General features: G+C 65.4%; 15 protein-coding genes. 1 reads left to right on the top strand and 14 read right to left on the bottom strand.

Translation table 11 applies throughout. From position 1 onward, the window contains the following. The 13 genes from eccE to ACIBI6_RS24625 all read right to left on the bottom strand — a co-directional run bounded on the left by eccE (position 1) and on the right by ACIBI6_RS24625 (position 18,364). The gene (gene eccE / locus ACIBI6_RS24685; RefSeq protein ID WP_364357198.1) at positions 1 to 1,734 is read right to left on the bottom strand and encodes a type VII secretion protein EccE; all 1,734 of its coding nucleotides are present in this window, start codon (positions 1,732 to 1,734) and stop codon (positions 1 to 3) included. Then, the gene (gene mycP / locus ACIBI6_RS24680) at positions 1,731 to 3,089 is read right to left on the bottom strand and encodes a type VII secretion-associated serine protease mycosin (RefSeq protein ID WP_364357201.1); all 1,359 of its coding nucleotides are present in this window, start codon (positions 3,087 to 3,089) and stop codon (positions 1,731 to 1,733) included. Before mycP ends, eccE begins: the two co-directional genes overlap by 4 nt. Continuing rightward, positions 3,089 to 4,624: a type VII secretion integral membrane protein EccD gene (gene eccD / locus ACIBI6_RS24675; RefSeq protein WP_364357204.1), complete on the bottom strand. Its 1,536-nt coding sequence runs from the start codon at positions 4,622 to 4,624 to the stop codon at positions 3,089 to 3,091. The genes mycP and eccD overlap by 1 nt, the downstream gene beginning before the upstream one ends. Further along, positions 4,621 to 6,006: an AAA family ATPase gene (locus tag ACIBI6_RS24670; RefSeq protein ID WP_364357207.1), complete on the bottom strand. Its 1,386-nt coding sequence runs from the start codon at positions 6,004 to 6,006 to the stop codon at positions 4,621 to 4,623. Before ACIBI6_RS24670 ends, eccD begins: the two co-directional genes overlap by 4 nt. Positions 6,007 to 6,251: 245 nt before the next feature. Continuing rightward, positions 6,252 to 7,082: an ESX secretion-associated protein EspG gene (locus ACIBI6_RS24665; RefSeq protein ID WP_396958027.1), complete on the bottom strand. Its 831-nt coding sequence runs from the start codon at positions 7,080 to 7,082 to the stop codon at positions 6,252 to 6,254. A gap of 83 nt (positions 7,083 to 7,165) precedes the next feature. Beyond that, positions 7,166 to 7,471: a hypothetical protein gene (locus tag ACIBI6_RS24660; RefSeq protein ID WP_396958026.1), complete on the bottom strand. Its 306-nt coding sequence runs from the start codon at positions 7,469 to 7,471 to the stop codon at positions 7,166 to 7,168. Positions 7,472 to 7,513: 42 nt separating this feature from the next. Further along, positions 7,514 to 7,903: a WXG100 family type VII secretion target gene (locus ACIBI6_RS24655; RefSeq protein ID WP_396958025.1), complete on the bottom strand. Its 390-nt coding sequence runs from the start codon at positions 7,901 to 7,903 to the stop codon at positions 7,514 to 7,516. 43 nt (positions 7,904 to 7,946) lie between these two features. Then, complete coding sequence (locus tag ACIBI6_RS24650; protein WP_396958024.1) at positions 7,947 to 9,302, bottom strand: PPE domain-containing protein; 1,356 nt, start codon at positions 9,300 to 9,302, stop codon at positions 7,947 to 7,949. Positions 9,303 to 9,333: 31 nt separating this feature from the next. Beyond that, a complete protein-coding gene (locus ACIBI6_RS24645) occupies positions 9,334 to 9,651 on the bottom strand; it encodes a hypothetical protein (protein ID WP_396958023.1) in 318 nt (105 codons plus the stop codon). Positions 9,652 to 9,757: 106 nt separating this feature from the next. Next, on the bottom strand, positions 9,758 to 13,768 hold the full coding sequence (gene eccCa / locus ACIBI6_RS24640; RefSeq protein WP_396958022.1) for a type VII secretion protein EccCa: 4,011 nt from the start codon (positions 13,766 to 13,768) through the stop codon (positions 9,758 to 9,760). Further along, complete coding sequence (eccB, locus tag ACIBI6_RS24635) at positions 13,765 to 15,315, bottom strand: type VII secretion protein EccB (protein WP_364357228.1); 1,551 nt, start codon at positions 15,313 to 15,315, stop codon at positions 13,765 to 13,767. The genes eccCa and eccB overlap by 4 nt, the downstream gene beginning before the upstream one ends. A gap of 4 nt (positions 15,316 to 15,319) precedes the next feature. Further along, complete coding sequence (gene eccA / locus ACIBI6_RS24630; RefSeq protein WP_364357231.1) at positions 15,320 to 17,074, bottom strand: type VII secretion AAA-ATPase EccA; 1,755 nt, start codon at positions 17,072 to 17,074, stop codon at positions 15,320 to 15,322. A 528-nt stretch (positions 17,075 to 17,602) separates the two neighbouring features. Further along, on the bottom strand, positions 17,603 to 18,364 hold the full coding sequence (locus ACIBI6_RS24625; RefSeq protein WP_396958021.1) for a C40 family peptidase: 762 nt from the start codon (positions 18,362 to 18,364) through the stop codon (positions 17,603 to 17,605). A 427-nt stretch (positions 18,365 to 18,791) separates the two neighbouring features. On the opposite strand from ACIBI6_RS24625, the gene ACIBI6_RS24620 reads away from it, so the two are divergent. After that, the gene (locus ACIBI6_RS24620) at positions 18,792 to 19,979 is read left to right on the top strand and encodes a hypothetical protein (protein WP_396958020.1); all 1,188 of its coding nucleotides are present in this window, start codon (positions 18,792 to 18,794) and stop codon (positions 19,977 to 19,979) included. A 178-nt stretch (positions 19,980 to 20,157) separates the two neighbouring features. Here ACIBI6_RS24620 and ACIBI6_RS24615 read toward each other — a convergent pair. Continuing rightward, a partial coding sequence (locus ACIBI6_RS24615) for a hypothetical protein (RefSeq protein WP_396958019.1) occupies positions 20,158 to 20,836 on the bottom strand: 679 nt, incomplete at its 5' end.

The following is a 20,836-nucleotide window of genomic DNA, read 5'->3' as shown; positions in this document are numbered from 1 at the left end:
TTACCGTCTCGATTCGTCCGTTCTCGCCTCACCCGGTTGCGGAACCGTTGCCGGCTGCGCGGGCAGGTTTCCGTTGTCATTGCGCGCGGGCGGGCCGATCGAGGCGTCGTAGTACCTGGTCTCGCCGCGTGGCTCGATCAGATCGACTCGGACCGTGCGCATCGGAATGCTGACGTCGACCGCGGTGGCACTGACCTGATTGATCGCCAGATCCACCGACCGGCGCCGCGGGGTTCCCGGCTCACTGATGGTGACGGTCGTATGCGCCGCGGATACCTGCGGGGGCACCTGGTCGAAGACCGCGATGGTCGCGGGCGGCGTGGCCGAATCCGCATCCGGATTCACTTCCCGGCTTTCGGTGGCCAGGCGCAACGAATTGGGATCGCCGACCGCGGATACCAGCTGCGACCACCGATCCGGGCGGGCCGAATGGACCTCGACATCGGCACCGACGACCATCGCGCGCAGCACGATCTGTTGTGCCACCGCCAGATTCGCGTGCACATCGATGGTGCGCCTGCGCGGGTTGTAGCGCGCCGGATCGAACAGTGGCAGCGCCAGGGTATGTCGCGGCTGTCCGCTGATCGCGCCGAGAATCTGGCCGTTGGGACCGATGGTGACGGCGAGATCGAGTAGATCGTCCGGCGTGATATCGACGCCGGTTTCGTCGACCGCCAGATCGTGCACCGACGTGCCGGTCGGCAGTGTCGCCAGTAGAGCCGTCGACTGTCGGCCGCCGAGCGGACGCAGGAATCCGGGCGGTTCGCTGGTCGGCGCTGGCCCAACACAGCGGACGAGACCGCGTGAGCCGAGCGCACCCCCGGCCAGACTCACTACAACGGTGGTCCGGCCCCGGTTCCAGGACCAGCAGTCGTCGAGTCCGGCATCGTCGAGCTGGGTCCAATCGATCAGGAAACTGGTCACCAGCCGCCCCGGTGCCGAGGATTCCAGATGGCCCCATTTCTCGCGCAGGTCGGACAGTTCGACACCGGCGTGTAGCAGCCGAGTCGCGTCGCGCAGTGCGTCCGCGGGCAGCGCGTGGGCGGCGATACCGCGTTCGCGCAGCCGGCCCGCGATTCGGTGCGCCGCGGAAGCAAGTGCCTTGGGCGCCGATACCGCGACCGGCCCACGGCGCGACAGCGCCGACAGGTTGCGTTCCTGGTCGAGGCGCACCACCAACCAGGTCACTCGGCTGCCCACCACCGGATGAGATCCGATGAGCTGGTCGTAGAGCATGCTGTAGCTGCTGGCCGGACGGACGCGCTGACCGGTGGTCACGATATCGATATCGACGGTGATGCCGAACTGATCGCGCAGCGGCAGCAGTGCACCGACCGGCACCACATCCTCGGTGTAGAGGCTCTTCTCGGAAATGACGGTCGGCAGATCCAGATTCGGTGCCAGCTGGATCATCGCGACCAGCGTCGAGCCCGCCTCGTGCACACCGCAGACCCCGGCGGCCACCTCGACATCGCGCAGCGCCAGCCGTTCGGCACGCTCACGCGCCCTGGCCTCGAGGCCGGACCGATACGCACCCCAGTCCAGCAGCCAGCGCGCCGTGGTACGGCCGTTGACCCGCACAATCACCGTCACCAGCAATGCGGTCACCACCGCGGGGCCGACCCACAACGGGACCCGGGCCCACAACCCGACCAGCACGAAACTACTGGCGATCACCACCACGGCAACCGGTCCGCGTTCGAGACCGCCGACTCGAATGCTCGGAAAGCTCACCGACGTCTCCCGATCACCTTGTTCGCATAACTCGCGCCGAGACCGAATATCACGGCCGCCGCGATGATGATCGTAGCCACGACCGCGGGTCGACGGTCTCGCGCACGCGGCGGCTCCGGCATGACCAGAGTCGATGATCGGAACAGCCCGGCCGGCGGCTTGGGCGGTGTGCGAAAGCTCAGCGCCGCAAGGGGATCGATCACGCCCGCGCCCACGGCATTATCGATACCGCGGGCCGGAGCATGTGCGCTCGCCTGCAGCCGCGCGCTGATCTCCCCTGGGGTCTCATTCGGAAAACGTGATCGCAGCAGCGTGGCAGCACCACTGACATACGCCGCGGCGAAGGATGCGCCGCCCACCGGTACCAGCTTGTCGGGCGAGCCGACGCCATTGATCAGCCCGCCACCGCCCGGCCCGAGCGATTCGATGCCGGTGCCCGGCGCGGCCACCGAAACCCACGGCCCGGACAGCGAATCCGCCATCGGCGCACCGGTGGCCGTCGTGAAGCCGACCGTCAGCACGTCGGGTGCGAACCAACCGGGTACCGAAATGGTCTTCACCTGTTTCCAGTTCCGGGAATCGAGCGGTTTGGCCGGATCGATCGCCGGATTCTGCTCACAGCCCGAGCTACCGGTATTGCCGGCACCCGCCACGATGAGCGCACCGCGAATGTGCACCGCGTATCCGATGGCCGCCGACAGGATCGACTGATCGACCTTGGCATCCACTGGAACACAGACCGGCAATGCCACGGTAATGACGCCGGCCCCGAGATTCGCCGCATGTGTTATGGCGCGGGCAAGGGTCCGGATCTCAAGTGAAAGCTGTTGATTCGCATCACTATTGGCGCTGTTCTCGGGACTGAACGCACCCGATCGGACCCGGATGGAAATCAGCTGGGCATCGGGCGCCACCCCGACGAAACCGTCGCTCGTACTCGCCGAGGCGCCGATGATTCCGGCGATCAACGTCCCGTGCGCGTCGCAGTCCGACAGCCCGTCACCGCCGGTCGCGACATAGTCCCCGCCGCCGGTCAGATTCGGCAGCCGCGCACCGGGCGATATACCGGTATCGATCACGGCGACGGTGACACCACCCCCGCGACTCAACGCCCGCGCGCGCGGCAGATCGAGCGCTCGTTCCGGCGGCGGCGCCTGGGTCAGATCGCTGTCGGGCAGCACGCCCGCGGCCAAGCAGCCCTTGTCCTGTTTGGTCGGTGCTTCCGGTCCGGGCGGACCATCCGCAGGCGGCGTACCTACCACCACCTGCGGCGGTTCCAGCGCACTCGCGGGCGCGGCGCCAATGGCCAGCGCCACCGCGGCCAACCCGACGGCCGCGGCCTTGCCGATCCGCATCAGATCGCTCGCATCGCCGTGTAGATGCCCATGATCCAGAACGCGATGACGGGAACGATGAGGATCAGCGCGTATTCGATGAGGTCGATGACCCGGCGGGTGACCGGCGAGAGCCGACGTCCCGGCAACCGGGTCGCGGCGACGCAGCCGACGATACCGGCGAGCGCGACCACCAACGCTACCGCCAGGCGCGCGAATGCCGTGTCATAGGCTCCGACCAGCACGAATGCGACGCCGACCACCGTGATAGCGGCCGCCGTGAGCAGGGAGATGGCCTGCACCAGGTCCGGATACCAGCGCGCCCGCATGGCCAGCAGACCGGCAACGGCCGCTGCCATGACGATTTCCCGGATACCGCCCGGACTGGCCGCGGCCGACAGCACGACCGACACCGACAGCAGCACCGATACCGCCGCGATCAATCCGCGCAGACTCGTCACCGCGAGCCGCGCGCGACCCTCGATACCGTGGCCGAGTTGTTCGCGGCGCAGTTCGGCATCATCCTGTTCCGGCTCCGCATCCCTGGCGGCCTCGGCGTCGAAGATGTCCGTCAGGCTCGTGGGGGCCACATCGGTGCCCGGATCCGGCAGGTCGGGCGGACGGATTCGCGCGGCCACCACGGCCAACCTCGGGGCCGAGGTAAGCAGCACCAGTCCGACGAATACGGCGCCACCGGTGACCTGCCGCACCGAAATATCGAGATAGGTCACCGGCAGCACCATTGCGGTAACCACGACGCCGAGCACTGTCACCGCCATCAAGGTGGCGATGCCGAGCCGGGTCAAGCGCAGCATGGTCGCTGCGGCAATGGCGGCCACCACCGACCCCGCCGCCACATTCGCAGCGGCGAAGCCGCCCGGCTCGTCATAGGCCGGTGGCACCAGCATCGCGCCACCGGCGAACAGCAGCGGAAGGGCGGCCAGGGCCAGGCCGAGGCAGACCCGCGGTGCGGCCCGACGCCGACCGGAGACCAGCGCGGCACCCCAGCAGATCGCCCCGAGCAACAGGGCGGGCAGCCCGCACCACAGGATCGAACCGCTCTCGGTCCACGACCACGACAGCAGACCCGCCATGGTGGCCGAGCCGACGCCGAGCGCACTCAGGCCGACGATCGCCGCGGTCTCGACGTTGAATTCGGCGAATTCGCGCTCATTGATCATGGCGAGCGCATCGGTGATGTCCTCGACGACCGGTGTGAACACCTCCGCCGATTCGACCACCGAAAGCATGAGCACGGTGCCGTCGACGACATCGTGGTCGGCGAGGCTGCGCCAGCGCGGCATCGGCGGTTCACCGGGACGGCCCAGACTCCATTGCCCGCTGGGCGGTGTGAAGTCGAGGTTGTCGTCACCGATCGCGCGCACCAACACGCCGAGCAGGTCATCGATGAAGGTTTCGATCGTGAACTTGGTCGGCACGACCACGTCGACCTGATAGGAGGCGACCAGGACCGCGATCCGGGCCCGAGCGACCTCCGCGGAAGGCGGCGGCGCCGCCGGCGACGGCGGGGGCGCGGGCGCTATGGCAGTGCTCATCGCCACTCTCCGCGGTCCTGAGACGGACGCTGGGCCTGGTAGCCGTCGAAACCGTCGGCCAGTGTCGCGGCCAGTTCCTCGAAGGCGAGCAAAGTTTCGGAATCGAGTAGCCGCAGATCGACCGGCCCACCCTCGGCCAAATGCTCATCGTAGGGCACCACAAACGTCGGCCGCTGCGCGGTCGCGAACAGCTTCTCGATCTGGTCGACCTCGACGGTCGGCTTGGTCGGGTGGTGGTGCATGATCGCGACGATCGACTTGGCGATCAGATGCTGCATGCCGTGCGAGTTCAGCCAGTTGAGGGTGGCGACCGCACCCTTGACACCGCCGACGGTGGCCGGGGTGGCCACCACGACCGCGTCGCTGGTCTGCAGCACGGTGCTCGTCGCCGAATCCAGCACACCCGTACCACAATCCACCAGCACCAGGTTGTAGTGCCTGCGCAGGATCTCGACCGCCATCGAGTACTCCCGGCCCGAAAGCGCCTCGGTGGCCTCGGTATTCCACGGCGACGCGATGACCGCGAGATCGGCGTCATTGATCGAGGTGAACGAATGCACTGCGGAAAATGCCTCGAGATTCGATGAGCGCACCAGATCACGCAGGGTCAGGCCATACGGATGCGGGCTCGTGCGGGTGGGCAGATCGCCGAAGTCCGGATTGGCATCGACGGCCACTACCCGGTCGGGGCGCAGATGCGCGAAGGTGGAACCGAGAGTCGCCGCGAGAGTCGTCCGGCCGACACCGCCCTTCACACTGATCACCGCGATTTGATAGGGGGCGGTGAGCTGTCGGCGAATCCGGCCGCGCCGGTCTTGTTTGCGTTGTTCGGCCGGTGACAGTCCCAGATTGAAGCCGACCTTGTTCAGCGCACCGCGCATGCCGCTGGTGGACTTCAACTGCGCACGCCGAGCGGCCGCGATATCGGAGAGCAGATCCGCCGATGTCAGCGCGGGCAGGACCTCAACACGCTCGGACGGATCATGGGACGCGTGTTGGATGCGGTCCGGCAACCACGACGCGGGTTGCTCCGCGGCTCTCGGAGGTTCCGGGTTCGCGGCGGATTGCCATGGTGCGCCAGCGGTTTGGGCCGAGGTCTGGGTGGATTGCCATGCCGCCCCCGATGTTTCGGCCGTCGCAGCCTGAGCCGGATACGCTGGCGGCGGAGTCGCGGTGGTAGGCGGTTCGACGGTGGCCTGCGGCGTGGCAGTAGGCGCAGGCCTCTGCACCGACGGCGGGCCGACGACAGGCGCGGCAGCGGTATTCGGCTGCGGCGGTTGCGCGCCGGATACGGGAGCGCCGACACCTTCCGGCGCGGCGGTCTGGCTCGGCGGTTGCGGTGGGGCCCCGATCACGGGCTCACCACCATCGAAATGCGGCACGGGCGGAACCGTACCGCCCGGAGCACGATCCGCCCCGGCGGAAGGTCCGGTTGTGGCCGATGCACCGGCCGCGCTCGAAGCCGCGGGAGCCGATCCGTCCGCAGCCGGGGGACCGCTCTGTTCGGGAACGGGTGAGAAGAAGGCATCGTATCCGCCTCGAGCCCGGACGGACTCGGTCGAATGACCGTTCAAACTCGGTGCTCGGTTCACTTCGCTCATCCTCTCGAAAACACTGGCGGCACAATTCAGTCGGCGCGGCTGGTTTCGAACCAGCTGCGGCTGGGTAAAAGATCGACCAGTGCCCCTACGCCCGCATGCAATGCCGCGTCGTCGCCGGGTGCGTATGTCGACCACAGCTGCCCGTCCATCGCAACGCTCGGAGTCACAATGATCCGCCCCGAAGGGGCGTCCAGCACGCTCACACAGAATCCGGGCTGCGCCTCACGGCCGTCGTGGTGCTCGATCACCACCACCTCGGCCCGCCTTACCACCTCATCCATTACTCGGCTCAGCACTCCGGCGGTATGCGGTTCGGCACCGAGTTCCACCAGGGCACGCCGCCGTTCGTCCTGGTCGTCGGGCACCTCCCCGAATTGTTCGGCGGTCGCGGTCACCGGCTCGAACCGCACGGCAGGCATCGGACCGAGCGCGGCGCCGATCGCCGCGGTCAGCGTGCCCAGCTGGCGATCCGGCTGGAATACCGACTGGATGACCACATGGTCGTCGGAGCGCACCGCGAGCACATGCGTCTCGCCCGCGCGCACCAGCGACAACCGCAGCATTGCCTGCGATTCGTCATCCCAGCCGGCATCCAGGATCCGGGCAACCAATTCCACATCCGGCCGGTAAAGACACCGCAGCCAATGCTCGACGACCGGGTTGACCACGCCGTCCTCGAGCACGCCCACCTCGGTGAGCTGTTCGACGACAACGGCGTCTACCCGGTCCCGGTCCTCGGGCCGATAGATATTCGGCAGCAGCGCCAATACCGGCGGATAGGAGTCGATGCCGACCAGCCGCTGAAGCAGCAGGGCGGCATCGACATTCAGGTCGATTGCGATTGGATCGTCTTCCACACCTTCACCGAATGTCGAGTAATCGGAAACAGCCCGGCCGCGCCGCGAACGGTTCGACAGCACGGACGGGGATCGTGCAATCGTTACGACCTGCCGAGTGCCGCGAACCTGTTCCCCGCTTGAATATCGGTGTGCTGGATCTGCGAGGTGGCTGCGTGCACGGCGGTGTTCAACTTCTTGACCTGGTTGTCGTAGGCGTCCAGGTCGGCGTTGTAGTTGTTCATCGTCGTGTGGTAGGAGTCGCCCATGGCGCCCTGCAGTACGGCCTCCAATCCCTTCTGGAGCCCACGCAGTCGCGCGGTGTTTTCCATCATCGCGCCGACAAGTGCCGAGACGTCATTGATGGCGGCCTCGGCGGTAGCGTGATTGAGGTGAATTGGCTTGGTCACGGGATTAATCCTTTCTAATTAAGATTCCGCGGTTCGAAACCGTCAGATACCGTTCAGATTGAGCTTGCCGGCCGCACTATGGGCAGCACTGTCACCGACCCACTGGGTTCCGTCGGCGGAGTTGACTCCGTCGCCACCCATCTGTGCCAAAACCCTTTGGGCTTCGTCCATGTCGGCCTCATTGAAAGTAATACCGTTCTTGTTCATCACATCGATGATGGCCTGCAGGTCTTTGGCAAGCTTCTTTCCCTGCTGGTGTGCCTCGCCCATCGTGTGGTAGACCGCGTCACCGGTATTTCCCTTGACCGCGACGTACAACTCGTCCTGGGCGGACGACATCCTCGAGAGATGCGTTTCGAGTTCGCCCATACCGATGTATGTGTTGTCCGCGGTTGTCCGGACCACAGTGGGATCGACGTCCGTAATGGCCATTGTTATTCCTCTCCATCAACTGGATATTCGACCGCGGTGTGCTTCACCGGGGACGTTCTGCCGAGGCGAGTACGGCTTCGTCTTCGACTCGCTCGATGACGCCGACTGCCAGGACCGGTTCGAGCACGGGCTCGTCGCGTCCACTACCGTCCGCGTACTCGATAACGCCGATGACCGGAGCCTTTTCGAGTACCGGCACTTCCTGAGGTTCGCCGGGCACGAAAACCTTCGACCCCCTTTTCTCGTCGTCGCGACGACGCCGCATCCGGGACTTGGGCGCTACCGCACCCCGCGGTGGCCCGCTGCGCGGCCCCATCGGACCTGGCCCCGTCTGCGCAGGCGTCGCACCGAAGACCCGACTCGCACCCAGATTCCAGTTCGAAGGCATCCGGAATCCAGTCGAAGCGCCCGGCATCGATCCGACGCCGCCGCGCAACATATTGAGTGCGACGAGGCTACCGACCCCGCCGTTCAACCCCGCGAGCGTCGTCGAATACTGCGATGTGCCGACGAGTTCCATCTGGTCCGCCGAACCGTAGTCGAGGCCGTTCGCGCCCGAATCACCGCTCAGCGCACCGGGATCCGCCTGCGGCGCCAGCTGTTCGGGATCGGTGGGTGTTGCCGAGTTCGTCGGATCCGTCGGGGTGGGATCGGTCGGCGAATCGTTGCCGCCCGAGCCGCCGTTATCGGATCCACCGGTCTCGTTGTCACCGCCGCCGGTGTCGTTCGGACCTCCGGTATCCGATGGGGTGTGGGTCGTCGTCGTTTCGGTTGTTCCGGTAGTGCTGTGTTCGGTCCCGCCGTAGGTCGTCGGGTTGTCGTATGAGGTGTAGTCCATTTGCATGCCCGGATCGCCGCCGGTCACGATGGGGGGCGCCTCGATCGGCGGCGGAAGCGCCGCGAGCGTGGGAAGCAACGCTCCGGCATAGCTGACCATCACACCCGTAGCAGCCGCTTTGATCGCGAAATACTCCATCTCCTGGGCGATCAGCAATGGACCGGTCGGCGCCCCCATGGCGGTCGTGGCCACCAAGGCGGCCTCCTTCAACCGGAACTCGGCCAGCCACGCGGCTACCCCCGCCATGGCGGTCGCCGCGCCGGAGTAGATACTTGCCACCTGGTCGGCCAACAGACCGGTTTGCTCGGCCACGAGGGCCTGCTCACGCAACCACATCGCATGGTTGCGAAATGCCAGCTGCGCCTTCTCCGCCGACAGCCCTTGCCACGATCCGCTCATTTGGGTCATCGAGCCCTCGGTGGCCGCAGCAGCAGCATGCAACTGCAAGGCCATGGCCTGATAGCCCGCCGACGTCAGCAGCGTTCCCGTGATCCCGGGACCGCCGAGTAGTCGCGCAATTATTTCCTCGGGTGTTTGCGCGATGAAAAAAGGCACGAGCATATCATCATGCTTTCGCTCGGGCTATCCTCGATTACTTGCCGACTATCACGGTGTTACTGATGACCTCGGCGCCGCCACCCACATCCGTAACCGCGTACGAGACACCCACTTCGGGTAGCGCCTCCGCACCGTTCACCCCGTGTACGACTCCGTTTGCGGTGCAAGGGAATACCAGCTCTGCCTGCCGACCGAATGCGGTGGGAATGCATGCGCTCACATCGTCCAATCCCGGCGGAAACGGGACTGCCACCGTCGCGACCGAACCGAGCATCTGCATCAGATCGGTGGCACTGACACCGAGCTGCGAGGCGATAACCGGGAGATAGTCCGGAACAACATCCAGGTTCATGGAAGTCTCCTAACGAGAGGTGCCGACTCTTCGCGAGTCGATACACCAAGAACGCTAAGGCATTCCCAACTATGGGAATGCGCACCGAAAAGGCCTTGACCAGGGATCATTCCTGCTGTGGGGTCCACGCGGCCTGCACGAGATCCTTGCGAGAGTGCAACGGCTCGACGAAGATCCCGCGACCGACGGGCTGCTTGCTCGGCTTTACGTCACCGATGAGCATGCCATCCAACTTTGAACCATCCATGATCAGTCCGGAGCTGTTGAGATTCTTCACCTGTCCGAGCACGTTGTCGTACAGCGCCATGTCGGCCTGGGCGATATTGCGCGCCGCGATGAGATGGAAACCGGTATCGCGGCCGTCGACGATGAGGTCGCGCAGCGCGTCCAACGGGTTCATCGAACCGCGTGGCGCCACCATGTGGTAATCGTCTACGACCACGAAGATCTCGGGTCCACTCCACCACGAGCGTTCGCGCAGCTGCTGTGGGGTCACCCCATCAGGTGGACGGCGTTCGCGCATCTTCGCGGCGAAGGGAGGCAGCCCGTCCTTCAGATCGCGCTCGCTGGTCAGATACCCGACCAGTTGTTCATCCGGGATTGCCTCCATGTGCTGGCGGCGGTAGTCCACCAGCAGTACTCGGGCCTGGTCCTTGGTGAATTGCGTCCGGATCGACTCCAGCAACGCCGCGATCACCGTTGACTTGCCACAGCCCGACGAGCCCAGCACGACCATATGCGTCGAGGCACCGAAATCGATGGCGGCCGGGCGCAAATCGGATTCCCGCACACCGAACGGCACAACCAGCCGCTGCGCCAGGGTGGTCGGCTCCGGCCGATTCGCGCGGATCTCGGCCAGGGTGATCCGATCGGGCAGCAGTTTGACCTCGGGTGCCCGGCGCCCCTGGTACCGGCGGGTGAGCTCTTCGATCGCACCCGCAACACCGGCGGGCGCCGACTCGGCGTCGCCGACACCGTCGATGCGTGGCAGCGCGGTGAGCATATGCAGTCCATCACTGGAAAGGCAGCGACCGGGACGATCCGCCGGAATCGCCGAGACCACCCCGCGATGTTGGGAAAAGACGGTGTCGGTGAGGTCACCGAGGCGCAGCTCCAGACGCGTTTGCAGCAGATCCTTGATGTTCGGGCGGATGGCGGCCCAGCGCGAACTGCTGACCACCAGGTGCACGCCGTAGTTCAGACCCTGCAGCGCGATCGACTCCATGACCGGCACATATTCGTCGTAGTACGGACCGTTGACGGAGAAGCCGATATCCCACCCGTCGATGACGAAGAAGACGTCGCCATGTTCGTCACCGTAGGCCGTGAGTTCCGCTGACTCGCGCGGTACCCCGCGCCGACGCCGGAACTCGCGCATCGACTCGATACCGAGTTCGGAGAACAGCGCCTGCCGGCTCGCGAGAAGATTGGTGATCAGTGCGAAGGTGCGCCGGATCCGATCACCGTCGCGTGCCGAGGCGACGGATCCGACATGCGGCACATTGCGCATGGCGGTCAGGCCACCGGAGAAGTCGAGGCAGTAGAACTGGACCTGTTCCGGAGTGTGGGTCAGCGCCGCGGACATCACCAAGGTCTGCAGTGCGGTCGACTTGCCCGACTGCGGGCCACCGACGACGGCCATATGCCCACCCGCTCCGGACAGATCCACCGACCACACGTCTTGACGCTGCTGGCGCGGCTTATCCACGATTGCCACAGCCATCTGCAGCGCACCCGGGGTGACAGACCGGACCAGCCGGTCCAAGGTGGGCGGCACACCGAGCGGCGGCAGCCACATCTTGTGCGCCGGACGACCATGACCTCCCAACTGCTGCAGCACGGTCTCCATCAGCGTGACAGGTTCGCCGTCGGTGTCCACATCGGGCGCGACCGGGTCGGGTGCGACAACCGGCTCCGACCGGACATTGACGATCTGGGTGGCGGTGAACCGCTGCGGCGGCCGGTATCCGCCGCCGATTCGGCGCGCACGCTGCGCGCTGGCCGCGGTGGCCTGGGCGGGCGCGTTGTAGCTGGAACCCACATACGCGGCCTGGAACCGCTGCAGATCACCCGAACCGACCCGCAGATAACCCGAGCCCGGCTTCTTCGGCAAGTGGTAGGCATCGGCGGTACCGATGGCATCACGGGAATCAGCGGTCTGGTTGGTACGCAACGCGATTCGGTAGGACAGATGGGCCTCGAGCTCACCCATCCGGTTGGCGGGCACTTTCTGCGAGGCGAGCAGCAAGTGGATGCGCAGCGACCGACCCAGTCGACCGATGGCCACGAACAGCTTGGAGAAATTCGGATGCTGTTCGAGAAGTTCGGCGAATTCGTCCAGGATGATGAGCAGGGTCGGTAGCGGCGGTAGTTGTGCGCCCTGTTCGCGGGCCCGTTCGTAATCGGCGACGCTGGCGAAGTTGCCCGCATCGCGCAGAATCCGCTGCCGCCGGGCCATTTCGCCATTGATCACGTCTTCCATACGGGTGACGAGATCGGCTTCCTCTTCCATATTGGTGACCACGGCGGTGACGTGGTGCAGCCGGTCGAAGCCGAGGAAGGTCGCACCACCCTTGAAGTCGACCAACAGCATGTTCAGCACATCCGGCGAATGCGTCGCGACTGCCGAAAGCACCAGTGTGCGAAGGAATTCCGACTTTCCGGAGCCGGTGGCGCCGATGCACATGCCGTGCGGGCCCATGCCCTCCTCGGCCGATTCCTTGATATCGAGGAAGACGAGTTGACTGGTCGGATCGTGGCCGAACGGAATATTGAGCCGCGCCCGATCGCTGTCGCGCCTGCGCGGCCAGTGCAATTCGACCGAAATATTGCCCGGGTCCAGAATGCCGACCATATCCTCCCAGGAGGTACCGCCGCTGGCCTGTTCGGCGGCCACCGCCTCCACCACGGTCGACAGGCGGTGCGGAGAAAGATTGCGCGCCAACGCGGTTGCCGCGGGTACCGACATGGCATCGGACGTCCCGACCCGGCGCGGACCACGCGCGGTCACCTCGTGCAGGTCCCGGTTCTCGCTCACCATGAATTTCAGCGCCCGCGGCAGCGTCTGTTCGGCCGCGCCGAGCCGCAGCCAGGTGCAGCCGTCGACACCGGAGATATCGCGCTCATTGGCCGCCCCGCCCACATCCACGATCAAGATGTAGTGCGTGCGGTCGAGTGTGGGTTGTGAGTTGGCGGAGAACGGACCGCGATTCAGACCGGCGAGAACCTTTGTGCGCAATTCCGATATGGACCGGTACACCATCCGGCTCGATCCGATGGCGTCGGTCTCACTGGGATGCTGTGTGTGCGGCAACCACTTCAGCCAGGACCACTCCGGTCCGTCCGGGTCCGACAGCACCGCCGCAATCGCCACCTGGTCGGGTCCGTGCAAAACCGCGATCTCGGCGATCATCGCGCGCACCAGCGCCGCCACCGCACCCTCGTCACCGTCGAATCCGACCTGTGGCGCCGACAGCAGGTTGATCGCGACCGGCATACCGCCGACGGTCGAATAGGCCTTGGCGAACCGGGTTACCTCGACAACGCCCACCGGATCCAGATCCGCGGTGGGCGCCGCCTCCGGCACGATCACGCGCACCTGGTTGGCGATCCGGCCCCGCCCCACCCGTACCCGCAGGAACTGTGGACTCGCGACCTGCACCTCCCACATCCGGGTGCCGCCGACCAATCGGGAGATCTCCGCGGGGCCGGGATGGGTGTAGCGCAGGAAGGTGAAGAGCTCCGATTCCGCGGCATGGACGGTCTTGCGGTTATCGGCGATCGAGCGCAGATAATCCTTGCGCTCCTCATTGAGCGAGGCCGCGTTGCCGCCGCCACCGCCCGCCATCGATCCGCCCATCATGCCGAACATCGACACCAGCATCATGACCGGGAACATCATCATCATCGGTGACATCTGCCCGCCATTGCGGAACATCATCACCATCATTCCGCCCATACCCGCGACCATCACCACGGGCATGATCATTTTGATTCGGGACGGGGGCACCGGTTTGGGCAGTTCGGTGGGTGGCTGCAAGCGCAACTCGGTTACCGCGGGCGCCTTGGGACCGCGGACGGCGCGCGCCGGGCGCACGAAGCGACGCGTGGTCGTCATGATGTACCGCCCGTTCTCAGGCCGGTGGCCGATTTGTCGGTGGGAATCCCGTCGTGCTGAACGCGGGCATCCTTCTGCGACAGCACCGGACCGACCGCGAACAGCGAGACGATGCTCCACGGCGCGGGCACCGGGCTGCGCAGACCCAGTGCGGACAAGGTCTGGCTACCGGTGTCGCCGGGATCGATGCCGTAGCGCACCCCGCTGTCGGAGATCCAATACAGCGATTCACGCAGAGGTGAGGCGGGATCGGCCCCGGTGACCTGCACGAAACGGCCGCTGCTACCGGGCAGATAGGCCGAATCCGCAGTGGCGCCACCCGAACTCGGCGCGGTCACCAGATCGACGACGCGAACCTGTTCCTCGGTCGTCAATGGCAGCTGCCGACCGACCAGCAACTCGGTACGGGCATTCGGATCACCGTTGTCACGTGACCAGTGGTAGCAACTCACCCCGAAACGGGTGGCATCTACGATCTTGACCGGGCGAGCCGGATAATCGGCCGTGCCCGGCCAAGCTCCCGGTCGCATATTGGCCGTGATGATATCCGGCCCGACAGCCGTGGTCGCGGGCATACCGTGCGAGTCGGCATTGCGGATAATTGCCGCCAATACCGCGCTGACCTGGACCAAGCCCGATTGGGACACCAGGTAGTACGAGGCGCCGCGATCCGGCGTGGACATGCTCAACACCGAGCCGATCGTGACCGACAGTCCGGAACTCAATGTGGTCGAACCGCCCGCGCCCGGGACATCCGGTACCCGTACCGGCGGCACTTCCGGCGTCGCATCGATGAGTCCGCTGGACGCGTTGGGCACCGATGCGGTCGGGTCGATGCCGAGTGCCAATGTGACCGCGGAGTCGGCGAGGCTGATCGCCGCGCGGACCACACCCTTCTCGCCGTCGTTGTACAGCAACCAGGTGTCGTTGCCGTTGCGCACCAGCCGGGCCTCATCGGCACCGAGCGGGCGGATGGCGTCACCGTCGACGGTGAGCGAGCCACCGATCGCGGTCGTGCGGACCGCGGAGGAGGCCGTGGTGGGCAGTCCGGTCGACTGATTCACCGGCGCGGCCGAACCGATGTAGGCGGTATCGCAGATGGCCCACGACGAATCCCGAGTACCGCTGTCGACGATGGTGCCCGGCGCCCCGGGGATGCCGACCCACGGTCCGCGCGGATACTTCGCCAGTACATCGCGGGAGACCGGCACCGGATTCTCGGCTGTACCCGCGATCAGCCGCGCCGAAGTCAAATTCAGCGCCGGATACAACCGGTTGTTGAGGCGCACGAACAATGCGCCACTGTCCTTCTCCGAGACGATATTCGAGTTGCCGACCTGTTTGGCCGGCTTGAAAAATGCCAGCACGGCCGAACCCGCCACCACCACACAGGCGAGCGCGATGCCGATCGACAGGGCGGTGGACCGCCCGCGCTGCGGGTCGTCGACCATCGAGGCATCGCGGCGCACCAGGGCATGTTCGATACGGCGCAGGAGAAATCGCCAGCCGGATATCTGGTGTTTGGTCACCACCCGGAAACGCGCCACCGGCTCAGCCCGTCGGCGCCAAACCTGCCAGCGCGGCCGTAATGTCGAACGCGTCGATGGTCATCAATTCCTCATTGCTCATCGCCGCGACATCCACATTCTCCTTGGTGAAGCGATAGTCGCGTTCGGCCTCCGCGGCCTCGACGACATTGCGGATGAAGCGACCGTTACCGGCCAGATCGATCAACCTGCGACCGTTCTTCGTTTGTCCGGCCAGCTGCTCGCAGCGATCCCGCAGGATCTCCCGCGCCGATTCAGACAGCAGCGAATCCTTTTTGCGCGCAATATGATCGGCGATCTGCGTCAGTTCGTCGGCGCCGTAGCTGGAGAACCGGATGCGCTTGGTGAAGCGCGAGGCGAGACCGTCGTTGGACGCCAGGAACCGGTCGATCTGGTCCTCGTATCCGGCGATGACCACGACCAGCTTGTCGCGATCGTTCTCCATCCGCGCCAGCAGCGTATCGACGGCTTCCTTGCCGAACGCGTCGCCGCCGGAGAGGCCCTCCTGAATCAGTGTGTAGGCCTCATCGATGAACAGCACGCCACCGAGCGCCGAATCGATCAGCGCATTGGTCTTGGGTGCGGTGTGGCCGAGATGGGTGCCGACCATATCGTTGCGCGATACCTCGACGACCTCGGGATTCTCCACCACTCCCAGGCCCGCGAAGATTTTCGCGATAACTCTGGCAATGGTGGTCTTACCGGTGCCGGGCGGACCGGAGAAGATCAGATGCTGCGACTTGGATTCCACGGCCAGACCGCGCTTGGCCCGCACCTGATCCATCAGCACACCCGACTTCAGCCGGTCGACCTGCTCCTTGACCGAATCCATACCGATCTGCGACTGCAGCAGCTCCGAGGCTTCCGCGAGCAGTGTCTCGCGCTCCTCGCGCGCGGCCGATGCCGCGGCCTCGGCCGGATCCGCGCCGGTCTTCGGATCCCATTTGTCGGTGCGCGAGGCGAGCAGGTCCGGCGTGGTGATCTCGAGCCGATACGACTTGTCCTTGACTGCGCGCTGCCACTCTTCCCGCTCGGTCCACAGGCCGGATCCCTGCAGCCCCTTGAGGATTCGGTCGGCGTTCTCGTGATCGCCGTTATGCCGATACAGCATGCCCAACAGGAAGTGCGCATCCGCCCAGATGTAGGACAGATTGCCCGAGGCGGCATCCTCGGCGATGCGCTGCGCGCGCGGCATCGCCTCGCCCATCCGACCCAGATGGGCCAGCGATTGGGCGGTCATCAGTTCGGCCGCGATATCCAGCAATCCGTCCTCGAGCACGGGCTTCGCACTGCGCGCACCGAGCACGTCCAGCCACTGCTTGGTTCGGAAGAACAGTGACATGCGGACGAAATCGGCCACATCGTCGCTGGGCACCTGATCGAGAATCGCCGCGGCCTCTTGCCATTCACCGCCCTCGGCGTACGAACACGCCTGCGCGATCGCGATCTGGTCGCGATCGGCCATCGCGACGCGCAGTCCGTACATGCCGATCTCGACCTGGCACCACAGCGAGCGGTCGACCAGACCCGCGCGCTGCTGGTCGCGATAGAGATTGTGCACGGACCGGTAGGCACCGTAGATCACCTCTGAGGTGACTTCACCGGCCATGGCGCAGCCGAGCCACGCATCGCACATATCCGGATCAAGATCGGTGGCGGCTCGGAACGCTGCCACCGCATGCTGTTCGTTTCGCACTCCCCCGGCGAGCAATCCCAAAGATTGAACACCTGTGTAGAACGCGTCCTCGGCCGCTGACACCTGGACTTCCCTTCCGCCACTCTCGCCTGCGGGAACGATAGACATTCCGAGGCGGCCGCCGTTGCCACCCAATTCCCAACACTGGGAAGCCCCGGTGGGCAGCGAAAACGCACACCCCCAAGTAAAGAGCCGTTACAAATAGCGCCGTCATTCAACGGTAACATTCACCTCGGCGCTTCCCAATCCCACTCCTTCAGGTGGCCATGACAGCGGTCGGCCCGGCTCTTTCCCCAGGTGCCGACCGCTACCCCTGCGAAGATCAAGAATCGACCGACCGGTCGCAGCTCACTTAACGGCACACTATTGATCGCACCGCTATTTAGCGGTAGAGTTCACAGTGGGCTGGCGGTCCTCATCCTGACAGCCCACAACCTCGAGCGGCGGCCTGGAGTCGCAACCCGGCAACAGGCCGCCGTGCGGAACGGATTCCCCACATCCGTGGCGAGTCGCCGAACCCCCCATCCCCGACGGCTCCCCTGGCGGCCGATGGCATTCAGCAGCCATCGGCCGCTGTGCTGTGTCCAGACTTCAGATCACTCGCACAACAACGGCGTCATTGGACATGCGCGACCATTTGACCGTCGAACCCGAGTACGGCGCCTCGATCACCAGACCGTTGCCTGCGGCGAGTTGGACATGCTCGGGCCCCCGCGCGCTGAAGGAGCTCGCCGGGAAAACCAGGTCGCCGGGCTGGACGTCGTGCGGGGAAATTCGAACACCGGAGTAGATCTGATCATAAGTGGTGCGGGGCAATACGACTCGACCGTCGGTGGCCTGTGCGACGGCATACTGGGTGAGTCCGGAACAGTCGAAGCCGCCGCCGCTCGGACCACCCGCACCGCCGCCACCCCAGATGTACGGCGTGCCCAGCCAGGCACTGGCCGCGCTGACCGCCTTGCTGCCGGTGGTTCCGTCCGACGGCACGGGACGCCCGGCGATCGCTTGCAATCGTGAGGTCGCACGGCCCGCCGTGCGCGCCGTGGTGCGCGCTCGGCTCCGGCGACGGCGACGGCTCCCACCACCTGTTACGCGGCCCCGCGTGACCTGCGGTACGGCTGGCGGCATGATTTGAGCCGCCTGGTGCCGCGCCGCCGAGACATCGGCGTCGACCTGCTTGGTGACTTTGGTGATGGTGTTCTGGGCGGCATCGAGCAGCGCTGGACCGCTGAAGCGGGTATCGCCGACTGTCGCGATCGCCTGCAGACGAGTCTGCAGATCGGCGATCTGATTGTTCACCATGTTGCGGCCGACCATGGTTCCGTCACCGGACGAGGCGACCGCCCGGTTCACGAGATTGTCCTTGCCAGCGTGGGATTCGGCGACAGAATGATGCATACCTCGCATGTCGCCGTAGCCGACCATCAATGAACCGCGATGGCCGTCGTCTGTGCGGGCCGCAACCGACGATACGGTGGTCGCGATCGTACTCGGACTCGGTTGGCCCGAACCGTAAAGTCCGAGTAAAGAGTTCAAGACCCCGTTGAGGTCGAGTGTGAGTTGCGGCGTCATCGGACCGACCCGCCATCGCTCATCATCGACCGCCTTCCGAATCGACGCAGCTGTCATGTCGCCGACGAAATGTAGAAGCTTCTCGAACTACGAAGTCGCACACGACTATGCGGCAATCGCGCCGAGAAACGGAAACGATCCCACTTCCCAGTTGCGGGAAGGCTGGACAATGGTGGACGTCGGGTGGCGGGAAAGGATCTGATTGCGTATGGCGGACGGGAGCACGGAAATCGACCCTGGCGTATTGGGTCAGCTTGCGACCCAGCACCACCAGGTCGCGACCGGTACAGTCGCCTGGGCGAGTGCGCCCAGCGCCACCGCCGATCACACCACCGGTGCCGACAAGAAGCTGCCACCCGATCCGCAAGGCCCGCCGCCCGGAGGGCAGAACTCACCCGACGGCAAGAACCCTCCGCCGGATAAGGACAAGCGGCCTCATCACCGCGATAAACCGCCCACCACGGCCAAGCACTATTGGCCCGTCGAACTGGATCCCCCGGCGGGCGCGTCAGCGGCGCTGAAATCATTTGTCGCCATGGCGGAGGCCGCAATTCAGTCTGCGGTGGATCTGCTCGGTCGTGGTGTTCCGGAACCGCCGCCCGAGGTCGGTGATCTGCTGCGAACAGTGGTGTACAAAGCGCTCGGCAAAGGCGAGACCACCGTCGCCTACCAGCAGGCCTTGTCTGCCGTGCAGGCCCGGCAGTCCTCACTACTGCAGTACGACAACGAGGTCGCCAAAACCGCGATCGAAGTGGCTGCCAAAAAGGATGAGACGCTCGCGGCCATCAAGGAACTCGTGCATGCCCTGCAGACCGACCTGAAGGTGCCGATCACCGGTAAGCATAAGGCCGAGCAGGAAATGAAGCTCATGGAGAAGATCGCCACCGCGGTCGAACAGGTGTACCGGAAGGTCGAGGCGGTCTACCAGAACAACCAGAACATGGCCGGAAAGGGTGGCGCCGACGGCTCCGGTAGTGGCAGTTCGGACAAAGGCTCCTCCGGTAACGGCTCCTCCGGTAACAATTCGTCGGGCGGTAGTGGTGGCGCCGGTGGCGGCGACGGCGGACTCGGGCAGATTTTCCAGACGCTCGCGATGTTGGTCCCGATGGGAGTCATGGCCGCGACACCCGTGGTCACGGCGCTGATGGAGAACGATAAAGAGCGCAGGGAAAAAGAGGAAGAAAAAGCCAAGGCCGAGCAGGCGGCGCAGGGCGCCACCGCGCCTGGGGCACAGGGCGCCACCGCCGCGGCGACAGTACCTGCCGACCCCAACGCGGCGGCCACGGTCGCGCCAGCAGTCACCACACCTGGGACGCAGGCACCCGCCGCGCCCGTTCCATCCGTGACGAGCGATCCGAGTGCGCCCCCGGCTGTCACCCCCGCAGCCCAGGCCTGACGGCTTAGTCCAGGCATGGGCTGAGCCCCTCAGCCCTGGATGTGCGGCTGCACGCCCGCGCCGACCGGTTTATTACCCGGAATATGTTCCAGGCAGCGGGCATTCGCTATCACATCTGGATTGAAGAACTCCGGAATCTCGCGGCGGAGTAGAGCCTTCCCGCCGCGAGATCGGGTTCTCAGGTCGCGGCCGTGGCAGCTGTAACCGGCGGCGTAGATGACGGTGCCGTCGCCGCGGCGGTCACCGGCGGAAGCGCGGCCTGTTGAGTGGCATTGCCGATGCCATCGAGGCCGCTGGGATGCTTGAATGTCACGAAGGTGCCGAAGCTGGAATCCGGTGGAAACGCGGTGTTGAGCGGTATCGCGCCGCCGCCCACAATGGCGAAGAGTTTATTTTCACCATCGACATAAACCAGCGCGCTCCGGTGCTCGAATTGCACCACGTCCCCGGTTTTTACCTGACTCTCGCTGATGTTCGTCCAGGTGTCGGTTTGCTGCCCCCCCGTGCCCGTATGCATTTCCTGCCCTGACGTGCCCGTATATGCGGCCTGCGCGTCGGCGACGTTCGGTTCGTTGATCGCATGGTTGAAGGCTTGGGCGATCGGCCCTGCTGGCAGCTTCACATCTCCGAGGCCGGGGATTTTCGCATCGACCATCGCGTTCGGATTCGCTGATACCGGTGTGCCCGTAGCGGCGGATACCGCGTTGGTCACGGTCTGCGGATTGGTAGCAGCCGCAGTCGCGGCAGTCGCCGCATTGTTCCCCAGCTGCGAGTAGGGGTTCGTACCGTTCTGGCCGCCGTACTGGTTCTGCAGCTGTTGCGGCAAATTGTACGGATTCGTCATCGAGGACAACGGA

Source organism: Nocardia sp. NPDC050412 (assembly GCF_044458825.1).
In the GTDB taxonomy this organism is placed as follows: Bacteria; Actinomycetota; Actinomycetes; order Mycobacteriales; family Mycobacteriaceae; genus Nocardia.
This window is presented reverse-complemented; position numbering and strand designations above follow the sequence as displayed.

Coding starts and splice junctions, on each gene's coding strand:
- ACIBI6_RS24650 (WP_396958024.1), bottom strand. CDS start 9,302: ATGCTCGTGCCTTTTTTCATCGCGCAAACACCCGAGGAAATAATTGCG.
- ACIBI6_RS24620 (WP_396958020.1), top strand. CDS start 18,792: ATGGCGGACGGGAGCACGGAAATCGACCCTGGCGTATTGGGTCAGCTT.
- eccCa (WP_396958022.1), bottom strand. CDS start 13,768: ATGACGACCACGCGTCGCTTCGTGCGCCCGGCGCGCGCCGTCCGCGGT.
- eccD (WP_364357204.1), bottom strand. CDS start 4,624: ATGAGCACTGCCATAGCGCCCGCGCCCCCGCCGTCGCCGGCGGCGCCG.
- mycP (WP_364357201.1), bottom strand. CDS start 3,089: ATGCGGATCGGCAAGGCCGCGGCCGTCGGGTTGGCCGCGGTGGCGCTG.
- ACIBI6_RS24645 (WP_396958023.1), bottom strand. CDS start 9,651: ATGAACCTGGATGTTGTTCCGGACTATCTCCCGGTTATCGCCTCGCAG.
- ACIBI6_RS24655 (WP_396958025.1), bottom strand. CDS start 7,903: ATGGCCATTACGGACGTCGATCCCACTGTGGTCCGGACAACCGCGGAC.